The 22,013-nt window shown below is 66.8% G+C and carries 21 protein-coding genes; 12 read left to right on the top strand and 9 right to left on the bottom strand.

The annotated features are described in order from the left end of the window. Positions 1–242 precede the first annotated feature (242 nt). Together ASG20_RS00765 and ASG20_RS00760 are read left to right on the top strand one after the other, a co-directional pair. Positions 243–1,373 carry a PepSY-associated TM helix domain-containing protein gene (locus ASG20_RS00765; protein WP_056047332.1) on the top strand — a complete coding sequence of 377 codons (1,131 nt, stop codon included), beginning with the start codon at positions 243–245 and terminating at the stop codon, positions 1,371–1,373. After that, positions 1,370–1,603: a hypothetical protein gene (locus tag ASG20_RS00760; RefSeq protein ID WP_056047330.1), complete on the top strand. Its 234-nt coding sequence runs from the start codon at positions 1,370–1,372 to the stop codon at positions 1,601–1,603. Before ASG20_RS00765 ends, ASG20_RS00760 begins: the two co-directional genes overlap by 4 nt. A 51-nt stretch (positions 1,604–1,654) precedes the next feature. Here the strand turns inward: ASG20_RS00760 and ASG20_RS19750 are convergent, their stop codons facing one another. Beyond that, a complete protein-coding gene (locus ASG20_RS19750; protein ID WP_201780657.1) occupies positions 1,655–2,338 on the bottom strand; it encodes a hypothetical protein in 684 nt (227 codons plus the stop codon). 125 nt (positions 2,339–2,463) lie between these two features. Here ASG20_RS19750 and ASG20_RS00750 point away from each other — a divergent pair, with 125 nt between their 5' ends. From ASG20_RS00750 to ctrA, 3 genes are all read left to right on the top strand, one after another. Then, positions 2,464–3,129 (top strand): response regulator transcription factor, encoded by a 666-nt coding sequence (locus ASG20_RS00750; RefSeq protein ID WP_056047327.1) that lies wholly within the window; start codon positions 2,464–2,466, stop codon positions 3,127–3,129. Beyond that, the gene (locus ASG20_RS00745; RefSeq protein WP_231420373.1) at positions 3,126–4,499 is read left to right on the top strand and encodes a sensor histidine kinase; all 1,374 of its coding nucleotides are present in this window, start codon (positions 3,126–3,128) and stop codon (positions 4,497–4,499) included. The genes ASG20_RS00750 and ASG20_RS00745 overlap by 4 nt, the downstream gene beginning before the upstream one ends. Positions 4,500–4,701: 202 nt before the next feature. Further along, positions 4,702–5,403 (top strand): response regulator transcription factor CtrA, encoded by a 702-nt coding sequence (ctrA, locus tag ASG20_RS00740; RefSeq protein WP_055872989.1) that lies wholly within the window; start codon positions 4,702–4,704, stop codon positions 5,401–5,403. 213 nt (positions 5,404–5,616) lie between these two features. On the opposite strand, the gene ASG20_RS00735 is transcribed toward ctrA, so the two are convergent. Continuing rightward, positions 5,617–7,044 carry a phospholipase D-like domain-containing protein gene (locus ASG20_RS00735; protein WP_056047321.1) on the bottom strand — a complete coding sequence of 476 codons (1,428 nt, stop codon included), beginning with the start codon at positions 7,042–7,044 and terminating at the stop codon, positions 5,617–5,619. A gap of 99 nt (positions 7,045–7,143) precedes the next feature. Between ASG20_RS00735 and dinB the strand changes: the two genes are divergently transcribed. Together dinB and ASG20_RS00725 are read left to right on the top strand one after the other, a co-directional pair. Then, positions 7,144–8,226, top strand: coding sequence for a DNA polymerase IV (gene dinB, locus ASG20_RS00730; protein WP_056047317.1), 1,083 nt, complete (start codon positions 7,144–7,146; stop codon positions 8,224–8,226). 165 nt (positions 8,227–8,391) lie between these two features. Continuing rightward, positions 8,392–9,579, top strand: coding sequence for an SET domain-containing protein (locus ASG20_RS00725; RefSeq protein WP_231420375.1), 1,188 nt, complete (start codon positions 8,392–8,394; stop codon positions 9,577–9,579). 26 nt (positions 9,580–9,605) lie between these two features. Here ASG20_RS00725 and ASG20_RS00720 read toward each other — a convergent pair whose 3' ends face one another. The 3 genes from ASG20_RS00720 to ASG20_RS00710 form a co-directional block, all read right to left on the bottom strand. Beyond that, a complete protein-coding gene (locus ASG20_RS00720) occupies positions 9,606–11,516 on the bottom strand; it encodes a CHASE4 domain-containing protein (RefSeq protein WP_056047315.1) in 1,911 nt (636 codons plus the stop codon). Then, entirely contained in the window at positions 11,516–13,435 is a 1,920-nt protein-coding gene (locus ASG20_RS00715) for a putative bifunctional diguanylate cyclase/phosphodiesterase (protein WP_056047312.1), read from the bottom strand. The genes ASG20_RS00720 and ASG20_RS00715 overlap by 1 nt, the downstream gene beginning before the upstream one ends. A 108-nt stretch (positions 13,436–13,543) precedes the next feature. Continuing rightward, complete coding sequence (locus tag ASG20_RS00710; RefSeq protein ID WP_056047309.1) at positions 13,544–14,458, bottom strand: ROK family protein; 915 nt, start codon at positions 14,456–14,458, stop codon at positions 13,544–13,546. A gap of 191 nt (positions 14,459–14,649) precedes the next feature. Between ASG20_RS00710 and ASG20_RS00705 the strand changes: the two genes are divergently transcribed. Beyond that, positions 14,650–15,252 carry a Dps family protein gene (locus tag ASG20_RS00705; RefSeq protein ID WP_056047308.1) on the top strand — a complete coding sequence of 201 codons (603 nt, stop codon included), beginning with the start codon at positions 14,650–14,652 and terminating at the stop codon, positions 15,250–15,252. Between the two features lie 68 nt (positions 15,253–15,320). Here the strand turns inward: ASG20_RS00705 and ASG20_RS00700 are convergent, their stop codons facing one another. Further along, a complete protein-coding gene (locus ASG20_RS00700) occupies positions 15,321–16,001 on the bottom strand; it encodes a hypothetical protein (protein WP_235529480.1) in 681 nt (226 codons plus the stop codon). An 80-nt stretch (positions 16,002–16,081) separates the two neighbouring features. Here ASG20_RS00700 and ispH point away from each other — a divergent pair, with 80 nt between their 5' ends. Genes ispH through rnhA form a run of 3 tightly spaced genes read left to right on the top strand, consistent with a single transcriptional unit; the run spans position 16,082 to position 18,455 of the window. Beyond that, entirely contained in the window at positions 16,082–17,038 is a 957-nt protein-coding gene (ispH, locus tag ASG20_RS00695; protein ID WP_056047305.1) for a 4-hydroxy-3-methylbut-2-enyl diphosphate reductase, read from the top strand. A gap of 14 nt (positions 17,039–17,052) precedes the next feature. After that, positions 17,053–18,003, top strand: coding sequence for a homoserine kinase (gene thrB, locus ASG20_RS00690; protein ID WP_056047301.1), 951 nt, complete (start codon positions 17,053–17,055; stop codon positions 18,001–18,003). Further along, on the top strand, positions 18,000–18,455 hold the full coding sequence (gene rnhA / locus ASG20_RS00685) for a ribonuclease HI (protein ID WP_056047298.1): 456 nt from the start codon (positions 18,000–18,002) through the stop codon (positions 18,453–18,455). Before thrB ends, rnhA begins: the two co-directional genes overlap by 4 nt. Before the next feature lie 24 nt (positions 18,456–18,479). Here rnhA and ASG20_RS00680 read toward each other — a convergent pair whose 3' ends face one another. Continuing rightward, positions 18,480–19,028, bottom strand: coding sequence for a hypothetical protein (locus ASG20_RS00680; protein WP_056047296.1), 549 nt, complete (start codon positions 19,026–19,028; stop codon positions 18,480–18,482). On the opposite strand from ASG20_RS00680, the gene ASG20_RS00675 reads away from it, so the two are divergent. Beyond that, complete coding sequence (locus ASG20_RS00675) at positions 19,027–19,440, top strand: hypothetical protein (protein WP_056047294.1); 414 nt, start codon at positions 19,027–19,029, stop codon at positions 19,438–19,440. The two genes, ASG20_RS00680 and ASG20_RS00675, sit on opposite strands and share 2 nt — an antisense overlap. 461 nt (positions 19,441–19,901) lie before the next feature. Here the strand turns inward: ASG20_RS00675 and ASG20_RS00670 are convergent, their stop codons facing one another. Then, positions 19,902–20,987: an NAD(P)/FAD-dependent oxidoreductase gene (locus tag ASG20_RS00670; protein ID WP_056047291.1), complete on the bottom strand. Its 1,086-nt coding sequence runs from the start codon at positions 20,985–20,987 to the stop codon at positions 19,902–19,904. After that, positions 20,987–21,976: an alpha/beta fold hydrolase gene (locus tag ASG20_RS00665; protein ID WP_236698724.1), complete on the bottom strand. Its 990-nt coding sequence runs from the start codon at positions 21,974–21,976 to the stop codon at positions 20,987–20,989. The genes ASG20_RS00670 and ASG20_RS00665 overlap by 1 nt, the downstream gene beginning before the upstream one ends. Positions 21,977–22,013 lie beyond the last annotated feature (37 nt).

Genomic DNA, 22,013 nt, shown 5'->3' with positions numbered 1-22,013 from the left:
AAATAGTATTTGGTTTGCGGAACGGTGGACCCCGGAACCAGTCCGGGGTGACGGAGAAATTTTGGGGATGGCGCGATCCAGTCGACCGTTCGGGGTCTACCGTCGCTGTACTACCTCTATCGATTTCGCAGACTGCGAGGCCAGCGCCGTTCCGCTATTGCACATCGTTATCATTTCTATACGACTGCGCGGATGAACGAGCGCGGCGCTGCACATTCGGAACGGAAGATCGGCGTGCGGCCGTGACTCGCGGTACGATCAAGGCGTGGTATCTCGTCCACAAATGGACGAGCCTGATCTGCACTGCGTTCCTGTTGATGCTGTGCGTGACCGGGCTGCCGCTGATCTTCCACGAGGAGATCGATGGCTGGCTCGATCCGCCCGCACCGCTCGCGGCACTGCCGGCGACGACCCCGGCGCTGTCGCTAGACACCATCCTCGCGCGCGCCGCCGCGCAGGCGCCGGGCGATATCCCGCTCTATCTGAGCTTCGACGACCACCGGCCGATCGTCTACGTCACGACCGGGCCAACTCCCGATGCGGTCCCCGCGGCGATGCATTTCCTCGCGCTCGACGCGCGGACCGGCGCGATGCTGCCGCCGCATGTCGACGGCGTCATGGATTTCATCCTCAAGCTGCACACCGACATGCTGCTCGGCTTCTGGGCGGAGATCTTCCTCGGTGTCATGGGTCTGCTGTTCTTCGCGGCGATCGTGTCGGGCGTGGTGCTCTACGCGCCGTTCATGGCGAAGCTCGACTTCGGCACGCTGCGCCGGAACCGAAGCACACGGCTCGGCTGGCTCGACCGGCATAACCTGCTCGGCATCGTCACGCTCGTCTGGGCGAGCGTCGTCGGACTGACGGGCACGATCAACACGCTGGTCGTGCCGATCACCGGGATCTGGAAGGCGAACGGGCTCGCTGCGATCATCGCTAGCGAGGCGCGGACGCCGCTCGGCACGCAGCGCGCGTCGGTGCAGGCTGCGCTCGACGCGGTGCAGCGCAAGGCGCCGGACATGACGCCGCAGTTCATCGCGTTTCCCGGCGTCGTGTTCAGCAGCAAGCATCATTATGCGGTGTTCCTGCGTGGGACGACGCCGCTGACGTCGAAACTGCTGCTGCCGGGGTTCGTCGATGCGGCGACCGGGCGGCTCGACGCGGTGACGCCGATGCCGTGGTACATGCAGGCGATGCTGCTCGCGCAGCCGCTGCACTTCGGCGATTATGGCGGGATGGCGATGAAGATCGTCTGGGCGGTGTTCGACGCGCTGACGATCGTCGTGCTCGGCAGCGGGCTGTATCTGTGGCTGCGGCGACGTGGCGGGCCGAGCGAGCAGCGCGTTCGCGAAGTCGTGATGGCGGGTGAAGCATGAGGCACAGGACGACGCTGCAGGTCTTCGGCGTGCCGATTCTGCTTGGGATCGCCACGCTACTCGGGCTTGGCGCCGGGCTGATCGGCGATGGCGGTTGGGACGTCGCGGCCGGGCTGCTGCTCGCCGCGCCGCTGGCGATCACCGGCTGGTATTGGACGCGGACGGCGCCAACGATCAGACGCGACCGCACTGGCGCGGTCCACCACGTGCCCGCAGTTCGGCGGGTGTGACGAAACGGGGCCGGCGGATTGCCGACCCCGTTTCGCAGTTTCGTTCTCGGGTCAGACGCCGCGCGCCGGTCGTGTAGTACCGGTCGTTGGAGCCGGCACGGTGCCGGTCATCGGCGCCGGCGGGGTGCCGGTCACCGGAGCGGGTGGCGTAACACCGGGGGCCGGAGCCGGCGGCAGCGTGCCGGGTGCCGTTCCCATCGGTGCCGGAGGGAGGACGCCGGCTGGCGGCGGCGGTGGCGGCGCACCGGGTCCACCTGGACCGCCAGGGCCAGCAGGGCCGCCACCGGGGCCGCCGGGACCACCATCGGGGCCATGCGGACCGCGCGGCGGACCGCCGACCGGGCCCAGCGCCGTGACCTTGCCGCCCGCGCCGACCAGATACGACGCATGGACGAAGCCCTGGTCGAACTGCCCCTGGACGGTGACCGGCTGGCCGGCGGTGACGAGCGTGCCGTCCTCGCCTTCGCGACCGAGATCGACTAGCGCGCGGCCGGTGCGATCGGCCATCACGAACTTGTTGCCGTAAACCTCGGCGACTGTGCCGCGGATCGTTACGATGCCGTCCGACTGGAGCGAGCGGATTGCGACCGGCGTGGCGGGGGCCATGCTCACCGTCGGGCGGGTGGCGGCGACGGTGACGGCGCCGGCGGCACCGCCGACGACGAGTAGACCGGCGGCGGCGATCGCCAGGCGGTTGCGGCGAAACTTCGAAGGATTGGCGGGGTGTTCCGACATGATGTCTTTCCTCTCGTTGGTTGACGAGAGGCGCTCTACGCCGAGTCGGCCGACGCCCGCTGAACCAAGCCGTTCAGTTTCCGTTTGGCACTTGGGCATAGAGGACCACCGGGGAGGACGACGGCATGCGGGTATTGGTGGTCGAGGACGACGTGGCGATCGCCGACGGGCTGGCGCGGGCGTTGCGCGCGGAGCATTTCGCGGTCGACGTCGCGACCAACGGCGAGGATGGCGGCCACCTCGGCGCGACCGAACTCTACGACGCGGCGGTGCTCGATCTCGGCCTGCCCAAGCGAGACGGGCTGTCGGTATTGCGCGACTGGCGCGCGGCCGGGCGCGACCTGCCGGTGCTGATCCTGACCGCGCGCGACGGCTGGTCGGAAAAGGTCGAGGGGTTCAAGGCCGGCGCCGATGATTATGTCGTGAAGCCGTTCCGCGTCGAGGAAGTCGTGATGCGACTCCGCGCGCTCGTCCGCCGCGCCGCGGGTCATGCCGCCGCGCGCGTGACGTGCGGGCCACTGGCGTTCGATGCGCAGCTCGGCACGTTCGAGCTCGACGGCCTGCCGCTGAAACTGACCGCGTTCGAGTGGCGCGTGCTGTCTGCGTTGATGCTCCGGCGCGAGGTCGTGATCGAACGCGCCGACCTGATCGAACGCGTTTATGAAGGCGATGCGGATGTCGATTCGAACTCGATCGAGGTGATCATCGGCCGGTTGCGGCGCAAGATCGGCGCGCAGATGATCGAGACGGTGCGCGGCCGCGGCTACCGGTTGACGGGCGGCGGCGCGTGAGGGTGCGGCGGTCGCTCGTTCCGCGGTCGCTCTATGGCCGGATGCTGGCGATCTCGGCGATCTCGACGCTGGTCGCGCTGGTGTTCGCGGGGTTCGCGATCAGCCATGTCCTCGAACGCTTCGTGATGCACGGACTCGACGACCGGCTCGACGCGCAGGTGTCGGTGGTCGCGCGCGCGGTCCGCCCCGACGGGACGCTCGACCGGACGCGCGTGGTCGACCTGGACGGATTCGACTCGCCCGGTTCGGGCTGGGCCTGGCAGGTGGCAAGTCCTGCGGGTCGCTGGACCAGCGACGGGGCATTTTCCGAGGCTACCGCTCTGCCCGGCCCCTACACTGCCCTCCCTCGCCCGCCGGCACCGCCAGAGATCGACGACCGGCAGCCGCGGCCCGGCGAGACGCGCGACCGGCACGGGCAACGCCTGCATTCGCGCACCTCGACCGTCGCCAGTCGGGCAGGCCCGGTGACGATCACCGCGATCGGCCCGCGGCGGATCGTCGAGGCACCGTTGCGCGAGGCGATGATCCCGTTGCTCGGGTCGCTCGCGCTGCTCGGTATCGGTCTCGGGCTGGCGACGCTCGTCCAGCTCCGGATCGGGTTTCGTCCGTTGCGCGATCTGCGCGAGTCGCTGGCAGCCGTCCGGGCCGGCAGCGCGCGTCACGTACCCGACGATCAGCCCGGCGAACTGCGCCCTTTGGTCGTCGAACTCAATGCGCTCATCGACCAGAATGCCGCGGGGCTGGCGCACGCCCGCCAGCATGTCGCGAACCTCGCACATGGGCTGAAGACGCCGCTCGCCGCACTGTCGCTCAAGCTGGCCGAGGCGAACGCGGGCGACGACCTGCGCGACATGGTCGACCAGATCGATTCGCGCGTCCGCCATCATCTCGGGCGCGCGCGCGCCGACGCCGCCGGGTCGGGCGCACGCGCGCGCACCGCGATCGCCCCCGCGATCGGCGATCTCACCGACGTCCTGCGGCGGATCCATGCCGAGCGTCCGCTGTCGGTCGAGATCGCCGTGCCGCCCGACATCGCGGTGGCGATCGACCCGCAGGACCTCGACGAGATGGTCGGCAACCTGCTCGACAATGCCTGGCGCCACGCGCGTGCGAGGATCTCGATTATCGCCGTTATAGAAGGTCCCCTCGTGTCGCTGACGATCGCCGACGACGGCGACGGGCTCGACAATGCGGTGATCGACGAGGCGATGATGCCCGGCCGTCGGCTCGACGAACGCGGCGACGGGCATGGCTTCGGCCTGTCGATCACGCGGGAACTCGCCGAGCTCAACGGCGGTGGGTTAACGCTCGGACGATCGTCCGAACTCGGTGGGCTGTCGGCCATGCTGACGCTGCCGATCCAGGCCTGAGGCTCGCTAAGCCCCCGACAAAACTTCAGGAATTTCGGAACTTACAATTTTTCTCCGCCGGATAAGATCTTGGCCCCTGCTCGGCGGGCCGCTGCACTTAAGTCGAAATTAACCTTTTACCTTCATTTGTCCTGTGGTTAATGAATGGAAGTCGAGCTGCGGACATGAGGTGTCGAGCGGTCTCGCGAACAGGGGACGACGCATGCGGGTGCTGCTGATCGAGGACGAGCCGACGACGGCCAAGGCTATCGAGTTGATGCTGACGACCGAAGGGTTCAACGTCTACATCACCGATCTCGGAGAAGAAGGCCTCGATCTGGGCAAGCTGTATGATTACGACATCATCCTGCTCGATCTGAACCTGCCGGACATGCACGGCTACGACGTGCTCAAGCGCCTGCGGGTCGCGCGGGTGTCGACGCCGGTGCTGATCCTGTCGGGCGTGAACGAGATGGACTCGAAGGTGCGGAGCTTCGGCTTCGGCGCCGACGATTACGTCACCAAGCCGTTCCACCGCGAGGAACTGGTCGCGCGCATCCACGCCGTCGTCCGCCGCTCGAAGGGTCACAGCCAGTCGGTCATCCGCACCGGCAAGCTCGCGGTCAATCTCGACGCCAAGACGGTCGAGGTCGATGGCAGCCGGGTCCACCTGACCGGCAAGGAATATGCGATGCTGGAGCTGCTCTCGCTCCGCAAGGGCACGACGCTCACCAAGGAAATGTTCCTCAACCATCTGTACGGCGGGATGGACGAGCCGGAATTGAAGATCATCGACGTGTTCATCTGCAAGCTGCGCAAGAAGCTCAGCCTGGCATGTGACGGCGAGAATTACATCGAGACTGTCTGGGGTCGCGGCTATGTGCTGCGCGAACCCGACGAGGTGCTCGAAGCGCAGGTCGCGTAACTCCCCTGTATTTCGGGAGCGCATGAGGCCGCGGTACCGGGGGGTGCCGCGGCCTTTCCTGTTTTTGGCGGGCGCAGCGAAGGACCCCTACGCCGTCGCAAAGCGAACGCGCCGTCATCCTGACGAAAGTCAGTATCTAGAGCAATAAAGCGGGATGCCTGGAACCCTGGGTCCTGACTTTCGTCAGGATGACGGGTCGCGGGCGGGTCAGACCTATTTCTTCCGCCGCAGCCGCCGGAACAGGCCGCGCTTGCTGAGCGCTTCGAACATCTCTTCCGGGCCTTCGGGATCGAGCACCTCGTTGTCCGCCAGCCATTCCTCGACCGCGGTCAGGTCGGGGACCTCGTAGGGCTGGACCGTCTTTCCCTTGCCGCGCAGGCGCTCGATCGTCTCGATCAGCGACCCGGTCTCGGCGATCAGATCGCTGACCACCGACACCTCGACCCCAAGATGTTCGGCGATCAACCCGTCGCGGATTGCGGCGATACCCCGCGCAGTCGCGTCGTCGGTCGCACGAATCGCCAGATCGCATTCGGTGTCGAGCCGCAGCGAGCGGTTGTTCATGTTCGACGACCCGAGCCGGAACACGTCGTCGTCGGCGATCAGGATCTTCGCGTGGCAATAGATCGGCTCGCCGCCGGCGGTGTACGGATGATACATCCGCAGCCGCCCGTGCGTATCGCGCCGGTGCAGCGCCTCCATCAGCCGCGCCCGCGCGGTATCCATCGCGATCGGTTCGAGCCAGCCTTGCGCGGTGGTCGGGTTGACGATGACGATTTCGGGCCCGTCCGCCTCGTCGAGCCGCCGCGCGACCGCCTCGGCGATCTTCCGCGATGCGAAATACTGGCTCTCGATGTAGAGATGCTTCTTCGCCCGCGCGATCTGGCCGAGGAACAGCGCTTCGCTTTCGTAGACCGGTTCCTGGTCGGACATCTCGGGTTCGCTGCGCGCGATCGCGACGTCGACATCGCGGAAATCGACCGGCAACCCCTTGGGCCAGTGTTTTCCGCCGGGTTCGCCCGCCGCCATCTTCATCCCGCCAGCCAGGTGCCAGCGCCGCCGGAACAGCTCGCCCAGCGCATGCGCCACGGGCCCCTGCACCGCGCTGATCGCGTCGTGCCACGGTTTGTACGGCTTGCCCGACGGCTGAACGCGGTGCGGATCGCCATCGTGGTGATCGCGCGTGTCCCAGCGGTCGCCGGTCATGTCGATGCCGCCGCAGAACGCCAGCGCATCGTCGATGATCACGATCTTCTGGTGATGCGATGCGGCGGTCGGATGATGCCCGTCGAGCTTGGTGTGGATGCGCTTGTGCTTCATCCATTTCAGCATCGTGAAGACGGTCGAGCCGCGGAACAGCGACTTGATCGCGCCGGTATCCCAACGCAGCACGAAGATCTCGAGGTCGGGTTCACGTTCGACCAGCCACAGCATGAACTCGCCGAGCGTCTTGGGCTCGCCGGGGCGATCGACGCCGGGTTCGAGGGCGATGCGCGCATCGAAGTCCCAGCCGATCAGCAGGATGCGACGCTTGGCGCCCATCATCGCGACGCGCGCGGTCCGGAAATAGTCCGCCGCATCGACGATCACCGCCATCTGTTCGGCCTGTTCGACCCGCCAGCATTCCGTCCCGACCTGCATTCGCGTCCCTTCGTTTGCCTGTCGGCAATATCTGCGGCCGGACGATTGGTTGCGGATGCACCTGTATCGCCGCCCCCCGCGCGCCTATCTAACGCGCTGATGAGTCCTCCTACCCAGCCGCCCGCCCAGCGCAAGGTGATCCATGTCGACATGGATGCCTTCTATGCGTCGGTGGAGCAGCGCGACGATCCGTCGCTGAGGGGGAAACCGGTCGCGGTCGGCGGATCGCGCGCGCGCGGCGTCGTGGCCGCGGCAAGCTACGAAGCGCGCGCGTTCGGGGTGCGCAGCGCGATGCCGTCGGCCACCGCGATCCGGCGCTGCCCCGACCTCGTGTTCGTGCCGCCGCGGTTCGACGTGTACCGCGACGTCTCCGACCGGATCCGCGCGATCTTCGCGGACTACACCGATCTGGTCGAACCGCTGTCGCTCGACGAGGCGTATCTCGACGTGACCGAGGACATCCGCGGGCTCGGCACGGCGGCGGCGATCGCCGAGGAAATCCGCGCGCGGATCAAGGCCGATACCGGCCTCACCGCCTCCGCCGGGGTCAGCTACAACAAGTTCATCGCCAAGCTCGCGTCCGACCAGAACAAGCCCGACGGGATCTGCATCATCACGCCGAAGCGCGGTGCGGCGTTCGTCCAGTCGCTGCCGGTCAAGCGCTTCCACGGGGTCGGGCCGGTCACCGCGCAGAAGATGGAACGGCTCGGCATCCTGACCGGCGCGGACCTGTTCGGGCGCAGCCTCGCTTTCCTCCAGGCCAATTTCGGCAGCTATGCGGACTATCTGTACGGCGCGGCGCGCGGCATCGACCATCGCCCGGTGCGCGTCAATCGTGCCGCCAAGTCGGTCGGCGCGGAGAGGACGTTCGAGACCAACCTGCGCGATCCAGACGATCTGCGCGCCGCGCTCCACCGGGTGGCGGACGCCGCGTGGGTGCGGATCGAAAAGCACGGGACGCGGGGACGGACGATCACGTTGAAGCTGCGGCATGCCGATTTCCGGACGATCACGCGGGCGCGGTCGTCGCTGTCGGCAGTGACGGACAAGACCGCGTTCCTGGCGGCCGGGCTGGATCTGTTGATGGCGCAACTGCCGGTGCCGGATGGGGTGCGGCTGCTGGGGCTGACGCTGTCGGGGATCGTCGGCGACGAGGACGAGGTGCAGCCGAGCTTGTTGTGATGTGCTCCCTCTGCCTCTGGGGAGAGAGCTGGAATAATCTGCTCCCTCTCCCCTTTGCCGCAAAGGTTGGGGTGAGGGGCTGTTCCGGGCGGAGCATTGCTGGGCTGCCCCTCACCCCGACCCTCTCCCCGCAGGGGAGAGGGAGAAGGAGGATCGCGCTTTCACGTGGACGTTGCTTATCGCCGCGTTTACCCTTTCGCGGACGAGACACCGGGGGGAACCGCGATCGCACTCTGGTTCTTCATCGCAATCGGTTTCAGTGCGGCGGGCTACGCGCTCTATCTCGCGGGGCTGCAGCGTCATCTGGTCGAGCCCAATCGCGCGTCGTGGCTGATCTGGAGCGCCGCGACCGGGGTCGAGGCGACCACCTACGCCGCGGTCAATCCGCATGCTCCGCAAAGCCTCGTCTTCGGCGGGTCGGCGATAGCCTGCGTCGTCGTCACGTTGGTCATGTGGCGGCGATCGCGGTGGCGCGCGCCGACCCCAAGCGAAACCTTGTGCATGGCGTTCGCTTTCGCCGCGATCCTGCTGTGGGTCGCGTTTCACGAAACCTTCTGGGCGCACATGCTGGTCGTCGCCGCGGTACCGATCAGCTTCTGGCCGACTTGGCAGAGCATCCGGGAGGATCGCACGCGCGAACGATCGCCCGCCTGGGGCTTGTGGACGTTCGGCGATCTGGCAACGCTGTTGCTGGCGACGCGGACGCAAGGCTCCGGGGTCGGCGAATACGGCTATATCGTGGTCGAGCTACTCTGCCACGCGAGCGTGTGGTTGATGGTTGGACTGTCGACGATCAATCCGGCGCGATCGTTCGGGCTGCGGCTCGGCCGGTTCTTCGTCCTCGATTCGTACCGCTCGACGACCAACCTGTTCACGGTCGGCGAGACGCATCTCGGCAAGACGGTGTATGCCGCCGCGGGGTTCGCCGCGGGCGAGACCGTCATCCGCTTTTCGGGGCGCCGGATCGCCGCGGACCGCGTGCCCGCAGCGATGCACGGGACCGCCGATCGCTTCATGCAGGTGACCGCCGGCAGTTTCATGGGACCGTCGGGGCGGATCGACGACCTGATCAACCACAATTGTTCGCCCAACACCGGGCTACAGTTCGTCGGCGACAATGTCTTCCTGGTGGCGATCCGCGATATCGCGGTCGGCGAGGAGATCGCGTGGGATTATTCGACCACGCTCGCCGATCCCGCCTGGCAGATGCCGTGTGCCTGCGGGAGCGCGTCGTGTCGGGGGATCATCGGCGGGTTCGGCACGCTGCCGATCGCGCGCCAGCGCTGGTTTCTCGAGCAGGAGATGGTCGCACCGTATCTGCGCCCGGCGATTGAAGGCGCGCGCGCCGCCTGACCGGGCGTAACCCCGACCGCTGCTGCCTACGCCGCCTTGGCCATCCCTGCCGCCGCGCGGTACAGCGACAGGATCGCGACCGCGCCCAATCCGGGCCCGTCGCTTTCGAGCCGCAGCGATCCCTCCATCGCGGTCATCGAGTTGGCGCACCAGTGCAGCCCGAGGCCGCCGGACTTGTGATGCCGCGTCGAAAATCCGCGTTGGAACAGGTTCGGCGCGAGGTCGGGAGCAAATCCCTCGCCATCGTCGCGGATCACGATCGTGACGCGGTCGTCCTGTTCGACGATCGACGTCATGATCGATCCGCTGCCCAGCCCCCGCGCGACGATAGATTCGGACGCGTTGCCGAACAGATTGCCGATCACCTGACTGAGGATCACGCGGCTGGCCATCACCAGGATCGGCCCGGCGGGAAAGCTGAACGCGATCGAGACATTCTGCGAATAGCGCGCGATCGTCGCATTGCGCGCGATGATGTCGGCGACGTCGCACTGTTCCAGCGTCGGCCGCTCGTGCGCGGCCTTCTGCTGCTGGCCGATGATCTCGAGGACATGCGCCATCGCTTCGCGCCCCACCGCGAGTTCGCGGCGCGTTGCCTCGCGGTTGGCCGACTCCGCCTCGACCGCGGCGGCGACGAACGCGACCAGTTTGCGACGGCGCGCCTCGGGAACATCGGTGCGGACGAGTTCGCCCAGCGCGCGGTCGACGGTGGCGCGCTCGATTGGCGGGGCCTGCGCGATGCCCTGGCTGAGAATCGTGCTGATCGGGTTCAGCGCGTTGCGGACGTTATGCATCACCGCGACCGCGCTTTCGCTGCGCCCGAGGTCGAAGGACTGCACCTCGATCTGCTCGCGAAGGTCCTTCAGCTGCCGGAGCATCGCATTGAAGCTGCGCCCAAGCGAACCGATCTCGTCGCGGCGCCCGTGCTCGCTCAACAGAGCAAGCGAGCCCGATGCGCGCACCCGCTCCATATGGCTTTCGACGCGGTGGAGCGGACGCAGCACGAGCCGAGTGATCGTCCGTCGCAGGACGGCCAGGACGAGCAGCAGCAGGACGGTCGACCCGGCGACCGCAAGCAGCAGCATGCGGCGGCCGAGTAGGGATACGTCGCGTCTCACGCTAAACCGCGTGCTCGCGACGCCGCGGCCGTCGGCGCCCTTCATCGGCACCGCGATCGTCAGGATACCGGTGCGGGGCGTCACGGTCTCGGCGATCCCCGCGGCGTTCAGATCGATCCGGGCGTCGAGCTGGAGCAGGTCGGAAATCTGTTGCGAGGTGATGACCCGCGCCATCAGCACATAGCCGCGCGGCGCGCCGCTGCCGTCCGAGCGGCGAACGCGGGCGATCCCGACCGCCGCGACGCTGTCACCGATCCGCGCGTAGAACCGCCCCGAACTCCGCCCCTGCAGCGCCCGCACGATATCCGTCCTCGCGATCGTCGCGATCAGCTGGCGACGCATCGCCGGCCGCTCGACGCCGCTGACCGGATCGCGCCAGCGGGCGATCACGATCCGGCCGTCAAGCGCGACATAGGCCATGCCGTCGACGCCGATGTTGCTCATCGCCAGCGGCGAGAAGCTGTCGTTCTCGAAGCGGGCGTGTTCGGCTCCCACGCGCCGAGGTGTCGCGTCGGGATCCACCATATAGGCGTAGCTGTCGTTCCAGTCGCCATAGTCGCGCACCGCGCTTTCGACCTTGGCCTCGTATTCGGACAGCGCCGCGCGGGTCCGCTCGATATGCCCGGCGATCGCCTTGTCCTCGAGCTTGGTGAAGCTCGGCGTGATGATACCGGCGAGCAGCATCGTGATCGCGATCGCGGCGCACAGCCCGACCGCGGTCATGATCAGCACGAGCTTGGCGCCGAGCGATGCCGGACCGCGGACCCGCCTGAACCGCATCGCGAACCGCCGCACCAGGCCGACGGGGAGTCCGGCCATCAGCCGCGCGTCCCGTTGCCCGACCTGCGATACACCATCGGACCATCGCCCGCGGTATCGTCGCTACCGCCGACGATCCGCGCATTGGCCATCTCCAGCGCGACCTCCGCGCTGACCGGACGCGAGAAGAAATAGCCCTGGAGATGGCTGGCACCGGCGAGTCGGAGCGCCTGGACCTGCGCTTCGGTCTCGACGCCTTCCGCGATGACGCCGAGCCCGAGGGCGCGGCCGAGATGGATGATCGAATGGACGATCGCTGCGCTTTCGCGTTCGCGGCCCATGCCGTCGATGAACGACTTGTCGATCTTGAGGCAGTCGAGCGCGAACTTGCGGATGTTGTAGAGGCTCGAATAGCCCGTCCCGAAATCGTCGAGCGCGATCCGGAAGCCCATCTGGCGGAGCTTGTAGAGCGTGTCGGCGGCGCGTTCGGCGTCGTCGAAGATCGCGGTTTCGGTGATCTCGATCTGCAGGCGCGCGGGCTCGATCCCGGCGCGCTGGACGCTCTGCATGATGTGCCCGACGAAATTCTGGCGGCGGAACTGGCGCGGGCTGAAATTGACCGAGACATATTGCCCGGGCCATTGCTTCAGGACCTGGAGCGCCTCGCCCAGCACCCAGTCGCCGAGTTCGTGGATAAGGTTCGATTCCTCCGCGATCGGGATGAAGGTGGCCGGGCTCATCGACCCGTATTCCCCGGTGTTCCAGCGGATGAGCGCTTCGAACCCGATCACCTCGATCGCGCTTCCCGAGACGATCGGTTGATAGACCAGGCTGAGTTCGCCCTTGGCGATCGCCTGGCTGAGGCCGCCCTCGACCCGGCGGCGAAAGCGGATGCCTTCGTCCATGCTCTCGTCGAACAGCCGGACGATCCCGCGACCGCCGCGCTTGGCGTCGTTGAGCGCGAGGTCGGCGCGGCGCATGACGTCGACCGGGTCGCCGCCCTGCCCGCCTTCGGTGACGACCAGCCCCGCCGACGCGCCGGCCTGGACCGAGTTGCCGAACACCTGGACGCTGACCGAACAGGCCGCGATGACCCGCTCACACGCCATCACCGCCGCAGCCTCGCCGGAGGTCTCGAACAGGATACTGAATTCGTCGCCGCCGAGCCGTGCCACCAGCGCGCCCTCGGGCGACGCGCGATTGAGGATCGCGCACATCTCGCGAATCAGTTCGTCGCCCGCCAGATGGCCGAGCGTGTCGTTGATGAGCTTGAACCGGTCGAGGTCGACCATCACGGTCGCGAACGCACCCTGTGTCTTGGTGCGCTCGGCCAGCGCGCGAAGGAAGGCGAGACGGTTGGGCGCTTCGGTCAACGAATCATGCGTAGCGATGTGGATCGCGCGGCTTTCGTTCGCCGCCAGTTCGGCACCCTGCTCCTCGAGCTGGATGACCTGCGCCGCGAGCTGATCGCGTGCCGCCACCAGCTCGCGGTCGTTTTCCCAGCGCTTGGCGAGCGCGGTCGCGGTCTGCGTGATCTCGGCGACTTCGAACGGCTTGGCGATGTAGAAGATCTTGTCGGCGGGCCCCGCGACCTTGCTGATCTCGACCGGCGAGAAATCGGAAAATCCGGTGACGATGACGAGGTTGATCGCGGGATCGATCGCGCGGATCCGCATCGCGGTTTCGCGGCCGTCGATCCCCGGCGGCATGCGAACGTCGATGAACGCGACCGTGAACGGATCGCCGTCGGCGCTGGCACGCTCGACCGCCGCAACCGCATCAAGGCCCTGGTCGCAGTGCGTCAACGCGAACGCAGGGATCGCATCGGCGGTATCGCGCGCTTCGTCAGCTAGGGCGTCGCCGAAGAGCTCGGCCGCCATCGCACCCAGCGTGTCGGCGCCGATCGGATGCTGTCCGGCGAAGCTGCGCCGATAGCTGTCGTGCATCGCCGGCTCGTCGTCCACGATCAGAATACGCATCGATGTACCGCTCCATGTCGCACTTAGCAGGCCAAGCGTAACAGGCCGCCACTAAACGGTACTGCGCGATGCCCTTCTCTATTGACGACAAGCGGTAACGGAACGCGGTTAAGACGGTGTAAACGACGAGGCTAGTTGTTGGCCAAGTGCTTGAGCTCCCAGCACGATCGCGCCGAGCGGGCCGGCATTGTTACCGAGCGCGGGTGGCACGATGAACGTGTCGGTCAGCGCGACCTCGGGCAGCGTGATGTACCCGCCAAGGCTTCGCGTCATCGCCGCCCGGACGCGCGGGAACAGATGCGTCGCGCCCATCACGCCGCCGCCCATGACGATCCGTCGCGGGATGCCGGTCAGCACCAGCGTATGGCAGAGTTGACCGAGCGCATCGGCGACACCGTCCCACACGGGATCTTCCGCCGGTGCCTGGTCGGCAGGTTTGCCGATCCGCGCGGCGATGGCGGGGCCCGATACGAGCCCCTCCAGGCAGGCACCGTGGAACGGGCAATTGCCGACCCAGTCGTCGCCGCGGAATCGGACCGGACGGATATGGCCGAGTTCGGAATGCGTCAGCCCGTCGATCGGGCGGTGATTCGCGATCATCCCCACACCGACCCCGGTCCCGACCGTGACATAGGCGATATCGGATAGCCCGGTGGCGGCGCCCCAGCGCGCTTCGGCCAGCGCCGCCCCGACGACGTCGGTATGGAAGCCGGTCGGCACGCCGTATCGGCGATGCAACCGGCCGGCGATATCGGTGCCGGCCCAGCCCGGCTTCGGTGTCGAGGTGATGTGGCCGTAATCGCCGGCATGACGATCGATCGACACCGGCCCGAAACTGGCGATGCCGATCGCGACGAACCCGCTCCACCGGTCGAGCACCGCCTCGATTGCCGCCAGCGTTTCCTCGGGGCGGGTGGTCGGGATGCGGACGGTCTCCTCGATCTGGTCGGGGCCGCGCGCAAGGATGCAGATGCATTTGGTGCCGCCGAGTTCGATCCCTGCGACCAAAGGTGCTTCCGTCATCCTGAACTCCCTACGCATTTACCGGCGCCCGCTTCCTTTGCCGGCGTCGTCCAGTCAAGAGGCTCGGCCGACCGCACTGTCCGGAACGACCGAAAACACCGATCACGCTCAACGATGTTTTCGTCCGCTATCGATCCGCGTGGTCGTGCGTTAGGGTAGTTCTCTCTTCCGCTTGCAGACAGGAATTCCCGATGGCCAAGAAACCCCTCAAGATGCCGAAGGTCGATACGTCGGTCGAAGCACAGCCACAGTACAAGGTCGAGTATCGCGAGATCCAGCCTTACGGAACGCTGAAGCGCCTGCCGATCGCACTCGAGGACAACGCCCGTGCGCAGAGCGTGTCGATCCTCAACCAGGTTCTCGCCGATACGATGACCTTGCGCGACATGTACAAGAAGCATCACTGGCAGATGTCGGGCGCGACCTTCTATCAACTGCACCTTCTGCTCGACAAGCATTACGAAGAGCAGGCTGCACTGGTCGATCTCGTTGCGGAGCGGATCATGGCGCTGGGCGGTATCTCGATCGCGATGGCGCATGATGTTGCCGAAATGACGACGATCCCCCGTCCGCCCAAGGGTCGCGAAGACGTGCCGACTCAGCTTGCCCGGCTGCTCGAGGCGCACGAGATCATCTTGCGCCAGGCGCATGAAGGTGCCGAAGCGGCAGACGAGTCCGGCGACGACGGCACCAACGATCTGCTCGTCAGCAACATCGTGCGCACGCACGAGCCACAGGTCTGGTTCCTGGCGGAGCACCTCGCCGAGACCGAACTGGTCCGCAGCGACAAGTAAACGAAACGGGGTCCGATTGCCTGGCAATCGGACCCCGCATTCATCGCGTCACTGTTGCGACCCGGCGATCAGCGGGTCGCGTTGTACTTCAACTGATCGTCGGTGAGCTGGAAGCCGACCAACGCCTCGAAGCTCGCCCGCAGGACCGCCTGCCGGACTTCGGGGGTGCTCAGCGGATCGACCGCAGCATCCTGATCGCCCGCCTTGCGCTTGCGCGTCAGCTTCTCGCGAACATCGTCGGGCAGCGTCGCGGCGGCGCGCGAGATCGTCGACGATGCGGTTGCCGAGGTCGAGGCGAGCGCCTGACCGGCGGCGAAATGCAACGTCACGCGGCCGACGCGCTTGGCGACGACGGCGCTGCCGCCGCGCACGACGGTGATGAAATAGGGCAGCGTCACGTCGCGCGCACCCTCGGTACGGTTGCGGCGGGCGCGGATGTCGAACGTGACGTTGGTGACGACCTGATCGGTCGCATCGGCGCAGGTCGAGCGGACGTTGGTCATCAGCGCGGCGACGTCGATCGCCGACTGGTCGCGGCTGGTGGTCGGATCGAACAGCGTGACGTCGCCCGTAGCGGCGGGGATCGCCACGGCCGGGCAGACCGAACGGACCGCGGAGATACCGCCGGTCGCGTCGACTTCGCCCTTGCCGGCGCATCCTCCTAAAAGAACAGCAACGGCCGATACGGCGAGGATGGGGGCTTTCACGGCGACGCTTACCTTCTCGAACGAGCGAAAGGGCCACCGCATGTCGCAAGCGGCCCCTGTCGCCGCGCACCATAGGAACCGGCTATCGTCCAGGCAAGCAATCGCGTAGAGGCAGCCGCATCATGAGCCCAATCGACAAGCCGCCGCTCGACCTGCTGATCGCAGCACCCCGAGGCTTTTGCGCCGGCGTCGACCGCGCGATCAGGATCGTCGAGCTGGCGATCGAGAAACACGGTGCGCCGGTCTACGTCCGCCACGAGATCGTCCATAACAAGTTCGTCGTCGACACGCTGAAGGCGCAGGGCGCGATCTTCGTCGAGGAACTCGACCAGGTGCCCGATGGCGCGCCGGTCGTGTTCTCGGCGCACGGTGTGCCGAAATCGGTGCCGCTCGACGCACAGAATCGCGGGCTCGAATATCTCGATGCGACCTGCCCGCTGGTCTCGAAGGTGCACCGCCAGGCCGAACGGCTGGTCGGCGCCGGACGGCACATCGTGTTCATCGGCCATGCCGGGCATCCCGAGGTGATCGGGACGTTCGGCCAGGTGCCCGAGGGCGCGATGTCGCTGATCGAGACCGTCGAGGATGCCGAGGCGTTCGCGCCCGCCGATCCGAACAACCTCGCCTTCCTGACGCAGACCACGCTGTCGGTCGACGATACCGCCGCGGTGGTGGCGACGCTGCAGCGTCGCTTTCCCGCGATGCTGCCGCCGCGGGGCGAGGACATCTGCTACGCGACGTCGAACCGCCAGACCGCGGTCAAGGCGATCGCGCATAACTGCGAGGCGATGCTGGTGATCGGCGCGCCCAATTCGTCCAACTCGGTCCGTCTCGTCGAGGTCGCCGAGCGCGAGGGAACGCGGGCCCGGCTGATCCAGCGGGCGAGCGAACTCGACTGGGATTTCCTGGCGGGTGTCCGCACGCTGGGGATCACCGCCGGCGCCTCCGCCCCCGAACTGCTGGTGCGCGAACTGGTCGAACGATTGTCGGAACGCTTCACCGTGACGGAGCGCGAGGTCGAGACGACCCGCGAGACGATCGCGTTCAAGTTGCCGCGTGGCCTGGAAGCCGCTGCTTAGGATGGGCGCCTAGCATGGCGGTCTATACGCAGGTCTCGGCCGAAGCACTCGCGAGCTTCCTCGCCGGTTTCGATCACGGCGAACTGGTCTCGTTCAAGGGCATCGCCGAGGGGGTCGAGAACAGCAATTATCTGGTCGACACGACGGCCGGACGGTTCATCCTGACGCTGTACGAAAAGCGCGTGTCGGTGGGCGACCTGCCGTTCTTCATGGCGATGCTCGAGCATCTCGCGACCGACGGCAATCCGGTGCCGCGAGCGCTGGCGAACCGCGACGGCGTGCTGATCCACGAGTTGTGCGGGCGCCCCGCCTGCCTGATCGAGTTCCTGCACGGCGTATCGGTATCGCATCCGACCGCCGCGCAGGCCTATGCCGCCGGTAGGGCGATGGGGGCTATGCATGAGAGCCTGGCGGGGTTCGCGCTCGATCGGCCGAACACGCTGGGGCCGGCGGGATGGCAGGCGTTGCTGGCGCAGTGCGGCGACGATCTCGACACGATCGCGCCCGGCTTGTTCAATCGTGTGTCGATGGCGCTGGACGGCGTCGTCTCGGTCTGGCCCGATAGGCTACCTCGCGCGGTAATCCATGCCGATCTGTTTCCGGACAACGTGCTGATGCGCGGCGATACGGTCGGTGGACTGATCGATTTCTATTTCGCGTGCACCGATATCCGTGTCTATGATCTGGCGATCATGCACAGCGCATGGAGCTTCGACGACCGTGGCGAGCGCTATGACGCGGCGGTGGGCGATGCGCTGGTCCAGGGCTATGCGGGCCGGCATCCGCTATCGGACGACGAACGCACCGCGTTGCCGATCCTGGCGCAGGGTGCGTGTCTGCGGTTCCTGCTGACGCGGGCTTGGGACTGGCTGAATACGCCGGCAGGCGCACTGGTGACGCGGAAGGATCCGCTCGCCTATTGGCGACGCTACGAAGCTTACGCAAAGGACGATATGTTCGCATGACTGACGGCGAGATGACGAAGGTGGAGATCTTCACCGACGGCGCGTGCAAGGGCAATCCCGGTCCCGGCGGCTGGGGCGCGGTGATCCGCATGGGCGCGCACGAGAAGGAATTGTCGGGCGGCGAAACCCCGACGACGAACAACCGCATGGAGATGACCGCGGCGATCGAGGCCCTCAATGCGCTGACCAGGCCGTGCGCGATCACGCTGTATACCGACAGCAAGTACGTCATGGATGGCCTCACCAAATGGGTGAAGGGATGGCAGCGCAACGGCTGGAAGACCGCCGACAAGAAGCCGGTGAAGAACGCCGAACTCTGGCACGCGCTGCTGGCTGCGGTCGAGCGTCACAAGATCGAATGGCAATGGGTCAAGGGCCATGCCGGCCACCCCGAGAACGAACGCGCCGACAAGCTGGCGAGCGATGCCGCGGTGGCAGCGGGACGGACCTGACCCGATTCGTCCGGTCCGGCGCGGTCATGCCCCGACCACGTCGCCGAACTGGGTATCCTGCATAGGCTGGTCGTCGCGCCATGACGCGGAGTCGCGTTTCAGCGTCAGATTGATGATGACGATCCCCGCATAGGACGGCCGGGTCGGCTTCGGCAGGTGCAGGACGCGGCGGCCGGACCGGTACGTCGCAAGCGCCGCCGCCTTGATCCGCCGCGCGGCATCCGCACCGTGCCAACCGACGACCGCGACCGCGACGTGCGTCGCGTCGGTTATCGTGACGACCGCGTCACGGGAATAGTCGCGAAGTTGCTGCAACGACCGTGCGTGCCATGACGGCTGGTCGAACGCCGAGACGTCCGTCGAGCGCCACGCGACTCGCATCCCGTCGGGGACGGCGGTCCAGCTATCGGCCGACGACGATTCGCTTTGCGGGTCGCTCGCCGGGTCGATCGACGGCCGGGCGGAGCGGATCAGGTCGTGTCGGCAGCGCTGGCACCGGCTGAACAGAAAGCCCTGGTTTTCCAGGACGAGCGGTGCGGCGACGTGCCCCGAGACGTGGCATAGCAGGTTCATGGCGATCCTCCTTGGTGATCGATGTATCGAGGTGCAGTGCGGCGAGGACGATCAGGTCGCTCGGCCCCTGTTCGAGCACCAGATCGAGATTCCAGACTTCGAAATGACGGCCCATGCCGATCAGCAGCGCGCGCTGGCGAATGCCGCGTCGCGACCGCATCCACGGCGCGATCCGAATCCGTCCCTTGCCGTCCATCTGCGCGGGCGCGACGAACCCCAGCCGTCTTCGCAACAGCGCCTCGCGCGCCTCGCGCTCCCACCCGCCGAGCAAGTTGTCCTGGGGATCGTGATGATGCACCGCGACGCTGTCGCGATCGCAGACGATCATGCACGGGTGATCCGCATGAAGACCGACGAACAGATCGTCGCGGATCTCGCGCGATTGTATCGCCACGCAGAAATGATCGGGTAAAGTCAGCTCGCCCTTCGCGTTGATCGTCGAAATCGAGCTGCCAACGAAGAAATCAACCATGCGCTACACACCGAAAAAGCTGGCTGCACTCTGCCAGCCCCGGAATTATCTCGCGTTAACCATATCGTGTATTTAACCTCGATTAAGTTTTTGGGACTAACCCGATCCTGTCGATTTTCGCGATTGACGATCGCAATTTTTTCCAATGGATTCGCGAATCTTCACATCACTTCGGTGTGCGAAAATAGCGATGCAGCCACATCGGACAGGATAAACCGCGTCGTTTTCACGGGAAGCGAGCGTTATCTGCAGAACGAAACGGGCCCGGCTCGAGTCGAATTGCTCGATCGAAGACCTTCGGCGGAGGCGATGGCACGGCTCACGTGAATCGAGTCGATTGCGTTTTTGGCGAACCTTTCGGCTACTCCACAGCTCCCCGCCGAACGCGCACCGAGGCTCGCTCAAAACCGGTGGGGCGAATAGCGTACCGGATCGATCGCGGCGACCGCGGGATCGGGCGGGGTGCCGAGCAGCAGGCTGGCGGCGAGCAACGCGGCAGCGGGCGCCGTCTGGATCCCAAACCCGCCCTGCCCCGCGCACCAGAAGAACGCGGGGGTATCCGGGTCGAATCCGTAGATCGGCAGGCGGTCCGGGGCGAAGGTCCGCAACCCCGCCCAACGCCGCTCGATCGCCGCGACGCGCCAATCGACGACACGTTCGAATCGGTCGACCGCGATCGCGATGTCGATTTCCTCGGGCGCGGCGTCGCAGGGGGCGGTCGGCGTCTCGTCATGCGGGCTGAGCCAGAGGCGACCGCCGGGTTCGGGCTTGAAATAGAACCGCCCTGTGATGTCGGCGATATGCGGCAAGCCGTCGGGTGCGCCGGGATCGGTACGCAGTTGCACCATCGTCCGTCGATAGGCTTGCAGGCCAAGCGGGCGGACGCCGGCCCGCACCGCGACCAAGTCGGCCCATGCGCCCGCCGCATCGACGATGACGCGAGCCCTGAACGCGCCGGCCTTCGTGTCGATCGTCCACACGCCGCCGACGCGCGTCGCGCCCGAAAAAGCGGCATCGCTGACGAAATCGACTCCGGCACGACGTGCAGTGGCGATGCTTTCGGCGTGAAGTGCGGCGACGTCGATATAGGCGCAGCTCGCCTCCTGCACGCCGAGCGTCCAGTCGGCGCGCAGACCAGGGACGAACGCGGACGGATCGACCCGGTCGAGCACGACGTCGCTGCCCGCGAACTCGGCCAGGAACGCGTCGATCGCTGCTTCGTCTTCGGCACGACCGATGTGGATCGAGCCGAGCGGCGCGAGATGCCCGCCCGCCTCGAGAAACGGACCCGACGCGGTCGTCAACGGCTGGATATCGGGGCCGCCATAGGTTTCCGACCAGAACGCCGCCGAACGACCGGTGGCGTGATACCCGGGGGTGTCCTCCGCTTCGAGCACGAGCACGCGCGCATGCGGACCGAGCGCCGCCGCAAGGCTCGCGCCGGCCATGCCGGCGCCGACGATCGCGATGTCGTAGACGGGCGCCATCAGCGGAGCGGCACGCACGCCGCGAGAAACGAATCGATCGCCGACAGCGCACGGTCGCGAACGCCGTCGGCCTCGCGCAAAATCTCGTGCGCGGACTCGCGGCCGAACCGGACGACCTGCGCATCCGGCAAGCGTGCCGCCAGCCGAAGTGCGGCGCGCGGATCGACCAGCTTGTCGGCGTCGGCGATCAGCATCAACACGGGGATATCGGTCGACTCGATGCGGGGATCCTTCGCCAACGCCGCCGCGCCTGCGAACCCCTGCGCGAGCCACGCCCAGCTCGGTGGGCCGAGTACCAGCTCCGGACACGTCCGCTGCCACCAGAGCTCGTCCTCGTAGCGCGCGGCGTCATGCGTCAACAAAGTCTGCCGCGACGCGACCGATCCGGGCCGCTCGTTGGTCCGCCAAGCCGCGCGCGCCGGATCACCACGGCCTGCCATCCACTGCGCGACGCTGCTGGCAAAGCCCGTGCCGAACGGCGATTTCAGACCGATCATCGGCGCCACGAGGATCGCTGCTGCCGGCTGGATCGACCGCGTCGCGAGCGCGCGCGTCACCATCATGCCGCCCATCGAGTGGCCGAGCACGACGCTCGGCAGCGCCGCGTCCCGTGCATCCGCCGACGGCACGTCCTCCGCGATCCAGTCCGTCCAGAACGCCGCGAGATCGCGGTCGTACACACCGTAATCGCCGGCGTGGCCGACATGCGGATCGGCGGAAAGCCGCCCCGAACCACCCTGCCCGCGCCAGTCGAACGCGGTCACCGACCACCCCTGCGCGTGGAGATGCGCGAACGTTTCCAGATATTTCTCGAAGATATCCCCACGACCCGTCTGGAACAGGATACGCCCGCGCGGCGCCGCGGCGGACCAGTCGAATCGACGCAGCTTCCAGCCGTCCGGCGCGGTCCAATAGCCGATGCGGGCGCCGACCGGGATTGCCCGTCGCGCCGCACAAGTCGCGGTATCGCCGGTATTTTTGCGCGGCACGGTTACTTTTTCGAAAGCCATCTCCGTTAGGACTTAG

The organism is Sphingomonas sp. Leaf198 (genome assembly GCF_001424005.1).
Classification (GTDB): domain Bacteria; phylum Pseudomonadota; class Alphaproteobacteria; order Sphingomonadales; family Sphingomonadaceae; genus Sphingomonas.
The sequence above is the reverse complement of the archived record's forward strand: the minus strand, read 5'-3'. Positions and strand labels throughout refer to the sequence as shown.

What these genes read in the sequence shown, in the direction of transcription:
- ASG20_RS00705 (WP_056047308.1), top strand. Translation starts at nt 14,650, where the DNA reads ATGGCCAAGAAACCCCTCAAGATGCCGAAGGTCGATACGTCGGTCGAA.
- ASG20_RS00715 (WP_056047312.1), bottom strand. Translation starts at nt 13,435, where the DNA reads ATGCGTATTCTGATCGTGGACGACGAGCCGGCGATGCACGACAGCTAT.
- ctrA (WP_055872989.1), top strand. Translation starts at nt 4,702, where the DNA reads ATGCGGGTGCTGCTGATCGAGGACGAGCCGACGACGGCCAAGGCTATC.
- ASG20_RS00670 (WP_056047291.1), bottom strand. Translation starts at nt 20,987, where the DNA reads ATGGCGCCCGTCTACGACATCGCGATCGTCGGCGCCGGCATGGCCGGC.
- ASG20_RS00710 (WP_056047309.1), bottom strand. Translation starts at nt 14,458, where the DNA reads ATGACGGAAGCACCTTTGGTCGCAGGGATCGAACTCGGCGGCACCAAA.
- ASG20_RS00720 (WP_056047315.1), bottom strand. Translation starts at nt 11,516, where the DNA reads ATGGCCGGACTCCCCGTCGGCCTGGTGCGGCGGTTCGCGATGCGGTTC.
- ASG20_RS00700 (WP_235529480.1), bottom strand. Translation starts at nt 16,001, where the DNA reads ATGCGGTGGCCCTTTCGCTCGTTCGAGAAGGTAAGCGTCGCCGTGAAA.
- dinB (WP_056047317.1), top strand. Translation starts at nt 7,144, where the DNA reads ATGAGTCCTCCTACCCAGCCGCCCGCCCAGCGCAAGGTGATCCATGTC.
- ASG20_RS00760 (WP_056047330.1), top strand. Translation starts at nt 1,370, where the DNA reads ATGAGGCACAGGACGACGCTGCAGGTCTTCGGCGTGCCGATTCTGCTT.
- ASG20_RS00735 (WP_056047321.1), bottom strand. Translation starts at nt 7,044, where the DNA reads ATGCAGGTCGGGACGGAATGCTGGCGGGTCGAACAGGCCGAACAGATG.
- thrB (WP_056047301.1), top strand. Translation starts at nt 17,053, where the DNA reads ATGGCGGTCTATACGCAGGTCTCGGCCGAAGCACTCGCGAGCTTCCTC.
- ASG20_RS00750 (WP_056047327.1), top strand. Translation starts at nt 2,464, where the DNA reads ATGCGGGTATTGGTGGTCGAGGACGACGTGGCGATCGCCGACGGGCTG.
- ASG20_RS00675 (WP_056047294.1), top strand. Translation starts at nt 19,027, where the DNA reads ATGGCGATCCTCCTTGGTGATCGATGTATCGAGGTGCAGTGCGGCGAG.
- ASG20_RS19750 (WP_201780657.1), bottom strand. Translation starts at nt 2,338, where the DNA reads ATGTCGGAACACCCCGCCAATCCTTCGAAGTTTCGCCGCAACCGCCTG.
- ASG20_RS00680 (WP_056047296.1), bottom strand. Translation starts at nt 19,028, where the DNA reads ATGAACCTGCTATGCCACGTCTCGGGGCACGTCGCCGCACCGCTCGTC.
- rnhA (WP_056047298.1), top strand. Translation starts at nt 18,000, where the DNA reads ATGACTGACGGCGAGATGACGAAGGTGGAGATCTTCACCGACGGCGCG.
- ispH (WP_056047305.1), top strand. Translation starts at nt 16,082, where the DNA reads ATGAGCCCAATCGACAAGCCGCCGCTCGACCTGCTGATCGCAGCACCC.